This is a genomic window from Streptomyces sp. NPDC102462 (assembly GCF_044765425.1).
Lineage (GTDB): Bacteria > Actinomycetota > Actinomycetes > Streptomycetales > Streptomycetaceae > Streptomyces.
The window spans coordinates 13,627-25,627 of record NZ_JBIWKB010000024.1 but is presented as its reverse complement, the minus strand read 5'-3'; the positions used below and the strand labels follow the sequence as shown (position 1 = coordinate 25,627).

10 protein-coding genes are annotated in these 12,001 nt (G+C 72.1%); 3 read left to right on the top strand and 7 right to left on the bottom strand.

The genetic code is table 11. The annotated features are described in order from the left end of the window. Positions 1-178: 178 nt before the first annotated feature. Positions 179-1,219: a LacI family DNA-binding transcriptional regulator gene (locus tag ACIRFL_RS21490; RefSeq protein ID WP_404030541.1), complete on the bottom strand. Its 1,041-nt coding sequence runs from the start codon at positions 1,217-1,219 to the stop codon at positions 179-181. A gap of 143 nt (positions 1,220-1,362) precedes the next feature. Beyond that, positions 1,363-2,391, bottom strand: coding sequence for a LacI family DNA-binding transcriptional regulator (locus ACIRFL_RS21485; RefSeq protein WP_404030538.1), 1,029 nt, complete (start codon positions 2,389-2,391; stop codon positions 1,363-1,365). A 187-nt stretch (positions 2,392-2,578) separates the two neighbouring features. On the opposite strand from ACIRFL_RS21485, the gene ACIRFL_RS21480 reads away from it, so the two are divergent. After that, entirely contained in the window at positions 2,579-4,765 is a 2,187-nt protein-coding gene (locus tag ACIRFL_RS21480) for a hypothetical protein (RefSeq protein WP_404030536.1), read from the top strand. Here the strand turns inward: ACIRFL_RS21480 and ACIRFL_RS21475 are convergent. The 4 genes from ACIRFL_RS21475 to ACIRFL_RS21460 all read right to left on the bottom strand — a co-directional run bounded on the left by ACIRFL_RS21475 (position 4,747) and on the right by ACIRFL_RS21460 (position 8,327). Further along, entirely contained in the window at positions 4,747-5,415 is a 669-nt protein-coding gene (locus tag ACIRFL_RS21475; protein WP_404030728.1) for a TetR/AcrR family transcriptional regulator, read from the bottom strand. The two genes, ACIRFL_RS21480 and ACIRFL_RS21475, sit on opposite strands and share 19 nt — an antisense overlap. Positions 5,416-5,510: 95 nt before the next feature. Further along, positions 5,511-6,536: an NAD(P)-dependent alcohol dehydrogenase gene (locus tag ACIRFL_RS21470; RefSeq protein WP_404030530.1), complete on the bottom strand. Its 1,026-nt coding sequence runs from the start codon at positions 6,534-6,536 to the stop codon at positions 5,511-5,513. Continuing rightward, positions 6,533-7,327 (bottom strand): metal-sulfur cluster assembly factor, encoded by a 795-nt coding sequence (locus ACIRFL_RS21465; protein ID WP_404030527.1) that lies wholly within the window; start codon positions 7,325-7,327, stop codon positions 6,533-6,535. The genes ACIRFL_RS21470 and ACIRFL_RS21465 overlap by 4 nt, the downstream gene beginning before the upstream one ends. Position 7,328: 1 nt before the next feature. Further along, complete coding sequence (locus tag ACIRFL_RS21460; protein ID WP_404030524.1) at positions 7,329-8,327, bottom strand: amidohydrolase family protein; 999 nt, start codon at positions 8,325-8,327, stop codon at positions 7,329-7,331. A gap of 201 nt (positions 8,328-8,528) precedes the next feature. Here ACIRFL_RS21460 and ACIRFL_RS21455 point away from each other — a divergent pair, with 201 nt between their 5' ends. After that, positions 8,529-10,055, top strand: a complete 1,527-nt coding sequence (locus ACIRFL_RS21455) for a helix-turn-helix domain-containing protein (RefSeq protein ID WP_404030520.1) — start codon at positions 8,529-8,531, stop codon at positions 10,053-10,055. A 193-nt stretch (positions 10,056-10,248) separates the two neighbouring features. On the opposite strand, the gene ACIRFL_RS21450 is transcribed toward ACIRFL_RS21455, so the two are convergent. Further along, entirely contained in the window at positions 10,249-10,911 is a 663-nt protein-coding gene (locus ACIRFL_RS21450) for a TetR/AcrR family transcriptional regulator (protein WP_404030517.1), read from the bottom strand. A gap of 84 nt (positions 10,912-10,995) precedes the next feature. Here ACIRFL_RS21450 and ACIRFL_RS21445 point away from each other — a divergent pair, with 84 nt between their 5' ends. Further along, complete coding sequence (locus ACIRFL_RS21445; RefSeq protein WP_404030515.1) at positions 10,996-11,940, top strand: aldo/keto reductase; 945 nt, start codon at positions 10,996-10,998, stop codon at positions 11,938-11,940. Positions 11,941-12,001 lie beyond the last annotated feature (61 nt).

The following is a 12,001-nucleotide window of genomic DNA, read 5'->3' as shown; positions in this document are numbered from 1 at the left end:
CGTTGCCTCGTCGCCCAGAGGGCTCCCCGGTGGGCTGATGGCGACGAGGTGGACGTGCCGGATCACACCGGCGAGCAGCCCGCCGTGCCGTGCTGCGGGGGCCAGTCGTGAACCATAGCCATCCGGGACAACGTTGCCTAGGGCTTGGACAAGCTCCGTGTCACCGGCCCGAAGTGGATCAACCCGCCGCGGGTGCGCCGGAACTGCCGCGCTCGACCAGCGTCGTGGGGATCACGACCGTCTGCGGCCGGGACGTGTCGCCCGCTATCCGCTTGAAGAGCAGTTCCGCGCCGATCCTTCCGATGGCACGGACGTCGTACGACACGACGGTGAGCGGACGGGCCATCAGACCGGCGGTCTCGAAGTCGTCGAAGCCGATCACGGCCACGTCCCGCCCGAGCCGGTTCAGCGCGCCGAGCGCGCCCAGCGTGATCCGGTTGTTGAGCGCGAACAGGGCGGTCGGCGGCTCGGGTCCGGCGAACATCTCCACGATGGCCGCCTCGGTCTGAGCCAGGGTGTGCAGGCCGTACCGGATCAGGTCGGGCCGGTAGGGCAGCCCGCCCCGTTCAAGGGCCTCCTCGGCGGCCGACAGGCGCTGCGCCATGGGCTGGATGGTCAGCCAGTCCGACAGCACACCGATCCGCTCGTGCCCGCGGGCCACCAGGTGTTCGATCGCGGCCCGCGCGCCCGCCTCGTTGTCGATGAGCACGGTGTCGGCGCGCAGGTTCGTGGGCGGGCGGTCGAGGAACACGGCCGGCGTGCCCATCTCTATCTCGGCGCGCAGATAGGCGTGGTCGGCGGTGCTGCCCGCCGGGACGATCAGCAGCCCGTCCACCCGGTTCTCGCACATCCGCAGCAGGAGCCGGCGTTCCCGTTCGGCGTCCTCCTCCGAACTGGCCGTGATCAGCAGCGTGTCGTTCTCCAGGGCGCACTGCTCCACGGCCGCCGCGATGCCCGCGTAGAACGGGTTGGCCAGATCCTCGATGAGCAGTCCGACCGTCGCCGAGGTGCTGCGGGAGCGCAGGTCCCGGGCCATGTTGTTGCGGCGGAACCCCAGCCGGGCCACCGCGGCCAGCACCCGCTCCGCCAGTTCCGGGTCGACGGTGGAGACACCGTTGACCACGCGCGAGACCGTCTTGAGGCTGACACCTGCCTCGCGTGCGACATCGACCATCGTGGGGCGCCGTGGCCTGGCGGTGTTCGGCCTCGGTGTGGTCATGGACGGAACGCTCCTCTCGGCGGCACGGCGCCGAGAGGCTGCCGAGGCCGCCCGCTGGGCGAGGGCACAGCCGCCGGGGCCGCGAAGGTCACCCTACGCCATGGCGGGCCCCCGCTCCGCCGGGTCCGCGTCCGGCGCCGAGGTCAGTTGGCCTGCGGGGGCGGGGCCGTCGAGGCGCGCACCTTCAATGTGCTCGGTACGACGTTCTCGCGCTGCGTCGGCGGGTGACCGGCCAGGATGTCGAGCAGGATCTGTGCCGCGCGCCGCCCCACGTCGACGCTGTGCGGGCTGACGCTGGTCAGCGGCGGGTCGACGAGTTCCGCTGCGGTGGTGTCGTCGAAGCCGGCGACCGAGACCTCGCCGGGCACGGCCCGGCCGTCCTCCCGGAGCCTGCGCAGCGCCCCGAACGCCATGCCGTCGTTGAACGCGAAGATCGCGGTGGGCGGCTCGGGCCGGGACATCAGCCGTCCGGCGGCCGCATGGCCGGACGCGGCGGTGAAGTCGCCGTGTTCCATCAGGTCGTCGGGGACCGCGCGGCGCGCGTCGGCGAAGGCACGGCGCAGCCCGCGCAGCCGGGCGGCCATGGCGAGCCGGTTCTCCGGCGGTCCGCCCACGACGCCGATCCGGCGGTGCCCGAGGGCGAGCAGATGCTGGACGACCGCGTAGGCGCCGCCCTCGTCGTCGGGGTGGACGCAGTGCAGGTGTTCGTCGGTGTAGCCGATGACGACCGTGGGATAGCCGGCCCACCGCAGCGCGGGCAGTGCCTCGCCGCCGACCCCGGCCTCCACCAGCAGGCCGTCGACCTGGCGGCGCCGGGTGAAGCGGCGGTGGGCGGAGGCCGCGTCGTCGGGCACCTCCCGGGTGGACAGCAGCATGCCGTACCCGCGGGCGGCCAGTTCCTGGTCGGCGCCGCCGACCAGGCGGATCAGATGGTCGTTGGAGAACGCGAAGTCGGGGTTGTGCGGCAGGACGACGCCGATGACCTCGGTGCGCCCGCTCGCCAGGGCGCGGGCGCCCGCGCTCGGCCGGTAGTCGAGCCGGCGCATGGCGTCGAGCACCTTGCCGCGGACGCCGTCGGTGACCGTGGGGTCGCCGTTCACCACCCGGGAGACCGTCTGGTGGGAGACGCCCGCCTCGGCGGCGACGGTGCGCAGGGTCGGCCGTTGGGGCACGCGTACGTCCTGTCCGTGATCGCTCACTTGATCTCAGGCCCATCTTAGGAATCACGGTCGCCCAAAGGGAAGGCGGTGCACATGGATTGACGCGTCGCTCGGCGGGTTCTAGCTTCAACTCAGTCACGTGAACGGTCACTTACCTCTGATCAGCCGGAAGCGGCTCGCCGAACAAAGGACCCTGATCATGAGCGACAGGAAGCCGGACCGGAACCTCACCTCATCCGCGGACAGTGCGGTCACCCGCCGTCAGGCGCTCGCCTACGGCGGGAACGCCGCGCTCGCCGTGGGGCTGGCCGGTGTGTTCACCGCGCAGAGCGCCGGCGGCGCGGCGGCGGCGCCGGGCACCGCACGGGGCGGCCTCACCGCGGCGGGGGCGGACCTCTCCCAGGCCGCCGGCACGTCCGGCGTCGTCACGTCCTGGATCGGGAACTCCTTCTCGGGTGCCACCGAGTGGATGCAGGACTTCGTCTTCGACATCGCGGTCGCCGCCGACGGCACTGTCTACACCGTCAGTTTCTGGGACGAGGGCGGCAACTACGCGGGCATCTACAAGGACGGCCGTCTCGTCGGCAACTGCAAGGGCGCCAAGGGAGACGCGGTGGCCGTCAACGGGTCGTACGCGTATCTGTCCGTCGGCAACGGCCTGACGCGGTTCAACCTGAACGGCACCGGCACCTCACTGACGTTCCCCGTGGGCAGCCCGCCGGCCGCGGCGGCGGCCTCGGCGACCCAGGTGGTGGCCACCGACCGGGCGGCAGGCCAGGTGAAGGTCTTCGACGCGGCCACCGGAGCGCTGCAGCGCAGCTGGAGCGTCAACCAGCCCGGCGCCGTGGCCATCGACGCCGCCGGGGGCATCTGGGTCGTCGAGAACATCACCCGGGACACCAACGACGGACACTTCTGGCATGTCGACCCGGCACGGCCGGCCCGGATCCTGCACTTCTCCAGCACCGGCGGCGCGCTCCCGGGAACCATCAGCGGGCCGTCGAAGGACTGGATCCCGACCTCACTGGCCATCGACGTCCACGGGGACCTGCTGGTCGGCGACAACGGCCCGCTGCGTCAGGTCCACACCTACGGCAACCTGTCCGGGACGCCGGTGCTGACCCGCAGCCTGGGCCAGGCCGGCGGCATCGGGGCGGGCACCCCGGGCCGGAACCTCTCCGACAAGTTCTTCGGCATCAGCGGGGTCGGCGCCGACTCGGCCGGCAACGTGTATGTCGCCCTGTGCGAATTCGGGTCGTGGATCCGCAAGTTCGACTCCTCCGGCACCCTGGTCTGGCAGCTCATGGGGAGCGCGTTCGTCGACAGTGCCGACTTCGACCCGCAGTCCGACGGGCTGGACGTCTACACCAAGCAGTGTCACTACCGCCTCGACGTCGGCAAGCCGCCGGGCAAGGACGCGGCCTGGCGCGGCTACTCACTGGACTCGGTGAAGTATCCGCAGGACGCCCGGCTGTTCCTGACGGGGCATCAGCATCATGCCGCCTCACCGTTCCTGGTGCGTCTGAACGGCTCCCTGTACATGTACCTCACGGGCATGTACTGCTCGCATCTGCTCATCTACCGCTTCGACGGTGAGATCGCGAAACCCTCCGGGGCGTTCTTCAAGCAGCACTGGAGCGGCGACGACCCGAGCTGGCCGCCGTACCAGCCCGCGCAGGGCCAGTGGATCTGGCGCGACATGAGCGGGAACGGCGCGTTCGAGGTCGGCGAATACCTCCAGCCGGGCACCGGTCTCAACTCCCCCGGCAACTGCTGGGTGTGGTTCGTCGACACCGCCGGAGACATCTGGGAGGGCGGGGACCGCGATCTGCGGCGCTACCCGCTGCGGGGCTTCGACACGCACGGCAACCCGGTCTACGACTATGCGAGCATGGTGACGATCCCGCTGCCCGCGCCCTTCACCACCGTCCGCCGGCTGCGCTACGACCCGGCCACCGACGTCATGTATATGGCCGGGTACACACCCGCCGCGCCGTTCGAGAACGCGTACTGGAAGGAGGCGGGCAAGGTCCTCGCCCGCTACGACCGTTGGAGCACCGGCAACCGCACACCCACCTGGACCGTCCCGCTGCCCTGGGACACCGCGGCCACACCGGCGGTGACCACCGTGAGCCTCGCCTGGGCGGGCGACTACGTCTTCAGCGTGGGCGTCCAGACCCGCGGCAAGGTCTGGGCCTGGCGGGCCGACAACGGCGCCGCCGTGGGCAGTTGGGAACCGGACGGCACCGTCGGCGGGGTGGACCGTACGGGATGGGTCGACATCCCCTACGGCGTCTCGGCGGTCCGGCGCTCCACGGGTGAGTACCTGGTCACCGTGGAGGAGGACCTGTTCAACAAGGTGCTGGTCTACCGCTGGGTGCCGTAGGAATGCTCGCGCCGGCGCGGCGCGGCCGGTGTGTGTCCGCGGACCCGCAGGGGCAGCCGGACGGCCGGTGGGAGCGGGGCCACCGCCTCGGGCCTGGCCCGGAAGGACTGGATCATCAGTGCCGCGAAGCGACGGGAGGCCGCCACCGCGGCGGCGGGGGAACCGGCGTGGATGCCTCCGTTGGCCATCACCACCAGAACGAAGTCGTCCAGGACGAAGTCCGGCCGCAGCTCCCCCGACTCCTTCGCGCGCCGGATCAGCTCCAGGAGCGAGCGCAGCGCCCGGTCGCGCTCGGCGCCGAACGCGAAAGCGTGGGGGAACCGGGCCATGAGGGCCGCGGTCACACCACGGTCGACGGCGTGCGTCGCCAGCAGTTTCTCGATCACCAGGCAGAAACCCGCCCAGGCGTCGGCCGCGGCAAGACCCTCGTCGAGGATCGCCGTACACACGGCCATCTGTTCCGCGAAGGCCGCCGTGACCAGCGCCTCCTTCGTCGGGAACCGCCGGTAGAGGGTCGCCGCGCCGACCTCGGCCCGCCGGGCGATCTCCCGCATCGGCGCATCGAGGCCCTCGGTCGCGAAGACCTCACGGGCCACGGCGAGGATGCGGTCCCGGTTGTCCCGGGCGTCGGAGCGCAGCTTCCGGGTCATATGTCCGCTCACCGCCCTCACTCTAGCCATCAGGGCGGGGTGTCCCCCCACGGCCCGGCACCGCCGCCCGGTGGTGCCGGGCGGCGGTGCCCCGGTCAGGGGACGAGGATCGCGCGGCCCCTGACCCGTCCGGCGTCCAGGTCGTCCAGGGCGGTCTGGAAGTCGTCCAGGGCGTACTTCCGGGTGTGCAGACGCACATGTCCCTGCGCGGCGAGGACCATCAGCTCGCTCAGGTCGGTGTACGAACCGACGAGGTTGCCGATGAAGTTGATCTCCGCCGAGATGATGTCGATGGTGGGTACGTCGATGTTCTCGCCGTAGCCGACGACGTGGTAGTCACCGGCGCGGCGCAGCATCGCCACTCCGTCGCGCGTCGCGCCCGCCTCGCCGACGAAGTCGATCACGGTCTCGGCGCCCTTCCCGCCGGTGAGGTCGAGGACGGCGGCGACATGGCTGCCGTCGGCGACGATCCCGTGGTCGGCGCCGACGTCGGCGGCGAGCTTGACCGCGTCGGCGTTGCGGTCGACCACGACGATCTCGGCGGCGGTGAGCGCGCGCAGCACCTGCACGCCGATGTGGCCGAGGCCGCCCGCGCCGATGACGACGCAGCGGTGCCCGGGCCGCAGCTTCCGGGCCGCCTTGGCGACGGCGTGGTACGCGGTCAGTCCGGCGTCGGCCAGCGCGGCGACGTCGGCCGGCTCCAGGGAGTCGTCGATCCGTACCACGCTGCGCGCCGACGTCTTGAGGTATTCGGCGTAGCCGCCGTCCGTGTCGATCCCGGGGAACCGGCTCTGCTCGCAGTGGACGTCGTCGCCCAGGCGGCAGGCCGGGCAGAGCCCGCAGGTGACGAGGGGGTGCACGATGACCTTGTCGCCCTCGGCGACGTTGCCGACCGCGCTGCCGACCGCGTGCACCCAGCCGGCGTTCTCGTGCCCGATGGTGTACGGCAGGGCGACCCCGCTCTTCTCGGCCCACTGTCCCTGGAGGATGTGGAGGTCGGTGCGGCACACTCCGGCGCCGCCGATCCTCACGACGACGTCGTGGGGGCCGGTCGCCTCGGGTACGGGCACATCCGTCATGCGGAGGTTCTGATGGTAGCCGACGACCTGTACTGCCTTCACGAGACGTTCTCCTTCACCGAGTCGGAACACACCGGAGCCTCCGGGAGGTCCGCGGAGTGCTGGGGGCGGGTGGCGTCCCAGGCGCGGGGTGCCTGGTCGGCCGACGAGTCCGGGTAGCGGGTGCGCAGCAGCCCCCGGCAGAAATGGGCGTTGCCGTCGACGGAGATCCGGGTGGACCGGGCGCGGCGCAGGCGCAGCGGGATCTCCGCGGGCGCCGGGCGGCGCCCGTCGTCGTCCACGAGGACGGCGTCGGTCGGGGCGACACCGAGCCCGGCCGCCGCGCGCCGCCGCAGCAGGGCGCGGGTGGCGTCGTCATCGGGCAGGTCGCCGAGCACGATGCCGTACAGCGCCTGCTCGGACAGGCCGGGGCGGGCGCGCAGCAGCCGGGTCAGGGCCCGTTCCATCGCCGCCGCGTGTGCCTTGCGCCGGAAGGTGCGGCGCAGTTCCTCCAGGTCCTGCTCGGCCTCGGGCCCGAAGGTGCCGCGGTAGCCGGCGTCCGCGGCCAGGCCGCGGTTGATGGTCTCGGAGTCGTGGTGGTCGTCGAGGAGCACCGTGACCGCCGTGACGCCGGGCAGCGCGGTCAGGACGTCCTTGGCGTCGGCGGCCATCAGGTAGGCGAAGTTGGGCGCGCAGAAGGAGGTGGGCAGCCGGAGGTGGACGGTCAGCCGTCCCGCGCCGTCGGCGGTCAGGGACCGGACGAATCCGAGGTCGGTGACGGGTTCGTCGAGTTCGGGGTCGAACACCTGGTCAAGGGCCCGGTACGCCCGGTGCTCCAGGGTGTCGGGTGTCATCTCACACCCCCGCCGGTTCGGGCAGGGCGCACTGGGCGGGCACCGGGATGTCGTACATGGCCGCCGCGTTCAGCCCGAGGATCTTCTTCTTCTGCGCCACGGTGAGCGGCGGGTACTCGGTCATGTCCGCGGGGATCTGGAAGTCGACGAACCGCTCCACCAGCCAGCGGGGCGTCCACAGCGCGTAGTCGCTGGAGAACTGGATGCGGTCCTCGTCCAGCCAGTACAGCAACTCGCCGATGATCTGGGCGAAGTAGCGGGGCCTGGTGTGGATGAACGGCATCGCGACGGCCAGTCCGGCGTGCACGTTCGGCTCCTGGGTGGCGATCCAGCAGAAGTCCTCAAGGCGGGGCAGCCCGCAGTGCTCGACGACGAAGTTCAGCTCGGGGAAGTCCGTGGCCACCTTGTCGACGTCGGCGACGTCGAACGCGTCGCGGTCCAGCGGGCGGATGGTGGGGCCCTTGTGGATGTGGATGTTCCTGATGCCCAGTTCCTGGGCCGTCTCCAGATAGCGGTACGACCAGGGGTCGTCGAGCCGGTAGCCGCGGGAGTCGCCGAACCACTCGGCGGTGTACAGCTTGACGCCCTTCAACTGGAAACGTTCGGCGTCACGGCGCAGTTGGTCGAGCCCGCCCTCGGCGAACCGGGGGTCCCAGCAGTGGTTGTAGGTGAGCTTGTCGGGGTGCTGCAGGGCGAGAGCGAACGCCTCCTCGGTCTGACCGAAGCCGTTGCGGTAGAAGGCGCCCAGCCGTGCGGGCTGGAAGATGGCGTGGTCGACGTGACCGTCGGTGAACAGGTCCTTCATCAGGCGTTCGCCGCCGTAGTACAGGTACTCCTCGTACGGCCACAGCTCCGATTCCGGGCTGAGGTTGCGGTGGTAGTCGTAGAAGCAGTCGATGAACTGCTTGCCGTGGATGTTGAGCTGGTTCTCGGGGCGGGCGTCCCAGAGCGCTATGTGTGCGTCCACGATGAAGTAGGTTTCGCCGTCCTTGGCGTACATGTGCGGCCTCCATGTCCGTACCGGCGGGGCGGGTCTGCTGTGGACGCTAGGCAGCACGTCGCGGCGCGGGGAGACGGCGCGTGTCTCACTTTGAGACGCCCGGCCATGTGCCCTTCCGGGCCGCCGGACCTAGGCTGGCCGAGCAGACGCAAGGACGCGGCCTGTGGAGGTTTCGATGGACGAGTTTCGGTGGACGGCGCGATGAGCGGACCGCGCGGCGTCCACACGGCCCGGCCGGCAGACGGCGGCGGGATCGACGCCCTCGCGCCGCGGTTGCGCGCGTCCTGGCAGCGCAGCCGGCGCTACGGTGTGGCGGCCGACCGTGTACAGCCCGTGTTCACGGGCTCCGTCGACACGGAGTCGCTGCTGTTCGAGTGCGGCCGTGAGGTGCTGCAGGGGCTGCGGGCGACCCTGGCCAACGAACCGGTCAGCATGATGATCACAGGTGGTGACGGGCTGGTCCTGTGCCGGATGTCGGACGATCTCGCGGTCGACCGGGCCCTGGACCGGGTCCATCTGGCGCCCGGTTTCTACTTCGCCGAGCAGAACGTGGGCACCAACGGGCTCGGCCTCGCGCTCGCCGACCGGGCGCCCTCCCTCGTACGGGCCGACGAGCACTACTGCTGCGACCTTCGCGGATTCACCTGTGCGGCCGTTCCGGTGCTGGATCCGGCGACGGGCGACGTGGCCGGCAGCGTCAACCTGACCACCTGGTCCGACGCCTCCTCGGCGCTGCTGCTGGCGCTGGCGCAGGCCGCGGCGGGCAACACGGCGGCGCTCATGCAGGCCCGGGGGCGCGGCGGCGGGCGCATGGCGCGGTCCGCGCCACGCGGTGAGGTGTTCCGGGTGCAGACCGCGAGCGCGGCGGAGCAGGAGGCGGTGGAGCCGCTGTCGCCGCGCTGGACGCATGCGGTCGACCGGGCCGAGGCCGCGATGGTCGCCGGTGACGTCGTCGCCGTCGTGGGCGAGCCCGGGGCGGGCAAGACCGCGCTGGCCTGCCTCGCGCGCCGGGCGGCCCGGCCCAGGGAGCGGCTGCTCGGTGTCCGGCCGCCGAGCGACACCGATGTCGAGCCGTGGCTGAGCCTGTGGGCTCCGGAGCTGGCCAAGGACGACACGTGTGTGGTGCTGGAGGCGGTGGACTCGCTCCCGGCACCGGCGGCCGGCCGGCTCGCCGAGGTGCTGACGGCCGCCCGGCGCCCGGCCGTCGCGGCGCCGCTGCCCTCGCCGCAGCCGTTCGTGTTCACCGCCGAGGCGTACGACCTGATCCCCGAGGCGCTGCGGCACCTGGTGGGCGCCGTGGTGGAGGTGCCGGCGCTGCGCGTGCGTCCCGACGACATCCTGCCGCTCGCGCATCTGTTCGCGCGCCGTCACCGCGGCCGGGCCATCGCGTTCACGGCCGCCGCGGGGCGGGCGCTGACGGCCCATCAGTGGCCGGAGAACGCACGGCAGTTGCGGCGCGTGGTGCGTGAGGCCGCGTCCCGCACGGACACCATCGACGTCCAGCACCTGCCCGCCGAGGTGTTCACCGACCCGGGCCGCCGGCTCAGCCGTCTGGAACGTCTGGAACGGGACGAGATCGTGCGGTGCCTGACCGATCCCACGGTCACCGTGGCCCAGGCGGCCGAACGTCTCGGCATGAGCCGCGCGACTGTGTACCGCAAGATCGCCCACTATGGCATCCAAGTACCTGGGCGCTCCGCGCGGGGCGCTCCGCGCGAAGGGCCGTGACACGCCGTCAGTCGGCTGCGGCTGCGTCGTGGCTGGTCGCGCAGTTCCCCGCGGGCCCCTGCGGGGTGCTGCCTGCAGGGTGCTGCCTGCGGGGTGCTGCCTGCGGGAGGTCGTCGGTCAGCTGCGGCTGCGTCGTGGCTGGTCGCGCAGTTCCCCGCGCCCCTTTGGGGCGCTGCCGGCTAAGGGTCGTCGGTCAACTGCTGCGCCGTCGTGGTTGAGCGCGCAGTTCCCCGCGCCCCTTCGGGGCGCTGGACTTCAGGGCGTCGGTCAATAGGTCGAGTAGGCGGGTGGTCTGGGCGGGGGTGGCGTCGTTCGCTGTGGCCAGGAAGACGCCGAGGAGCATCAGCGTGGCGTCCTCGGGAGCCACGTCCGCGCGGAGCGTGCCCGTGCGGGCGCCGGCCGCCAGGAGTGTGCCGAGCGCGCCGGTGATGCGCTCCCTGGTGGCGGAGGTCGCGATGCGTCCTGAGGCCCAGCCCGCGCGGAGCGTGTCGAGCATGCCGCGCTTGGTGACGACGAACGCCGCGTAGCGGTCCATCCAGGCGCGCAGGGCCACTTCGGGCGGGAACGCGTCGAGCAGCGCGGGCGCGCTCGTGGCCACGTCGTCCAGTTCGGCGGCGTAGACGGCTTCGACCAGTGCCTCGCGGGTGGGGAAGTTGCGGTAGAGCGTGCCGATGCCGACGCCGGCCGCGCGCGCGATCGCTTCCAGCGCGACGGTGTCGTCGCTGGCCGCGAAGGCGGCCCGAGCGGCGTCGATCAGCTTGTCGCGGTTGCGGCGTGCGTCGGCGCGGACGGGGCGGCCGGCGTCGGCCGGCCGATCGGCTCGGGCGCCCGTGGGCACCGGTTCCGGCGGAGTCAAAGCGGAGGAACCTCCGGTTGTGTTACGGTCAGACAAGCGGAGGATCCTCCGCTTCACCCATCATCGCACGGGGACGGTTCTCCCATGACCTCTGCCGACACCCCTTCCATCGACGTCACGGCCGGCGGCGCCCCGCGCCCCGGCGGCCCCGGCCCGCTGGCCGGCCGCACCGTCTCCCGCATCGGGTACGGGGCCATGCAGCTGGAACGCCTGCACGGCGACCGCAAGGCCGGCGTCGCGCTGCTGCGCCGCGCGGTCGAGCTGGGCGTCGACCACATCGACACCGCCCAGTTCTACGGCAACGGATTCGTCAACGACCTGATCCGCGAGGCGATCCGCCCGCAGGACGAGGTCGTCGTCGTCAGCAAGGTCGGCGCCGACCCCGATCCGGACGGCCCCCTGCCGCTGCGGCCCGCGCAGCGGCCCGAGCAGCTGCGGGCGAGCGTGGAGGCCAACCTCACCGCCCTCGGCGCCGAGCGGATCCCGGTCGTGAACCTGCGGCGCCTGGACGCCGGCCCTGGGCTGCGGGCCGAGGGCGACCAGGCGGTCGACCTGGACGACCAGCTCGCGGTGCTGACCGGGCTGCGCGACGAGGGCAAGATCGGCGCGATCGGGCTGAGCGGCGTCAGCTACGACGTGCTGCGCCGGGCGGTCCCGGCGGGCATCGTCTGTGTGCAGAACGCCTACAGCCTGGTGAGCCGCGTCGATGAGGACATGCTCCGGCTGTGCGCGGCCGAGGGCATCGCCTGGGTTCCGTTCTTCCCGCTCGGCGGCGCGTTCCCCGGCATGCCGAAGGTGACCGACGAGCCGGCCGTGCGCGACGCCGCGCGGTCGCTGGGCCGCACCGCGTCCCAGGTCGGCCTGGCCTGGCTGCTGCGGCACGCCGAGAACGTCCTGCTCATCCCCGGTACCGCGGACACCGGTCACCTGGAGGAGAACATCGCGGCGGGCACGGTCCGGCTGGACGACGCGACGCTCGCCGCCCTCGACGCCGTTCCCTCCCGGACGACCGAGATCCCGCTGGACTGAGCGGCCCCGGCAGAAACCGCCCGCGCCGTCGACGGGGACACGTGGCAGGAGCGGCCCCGGG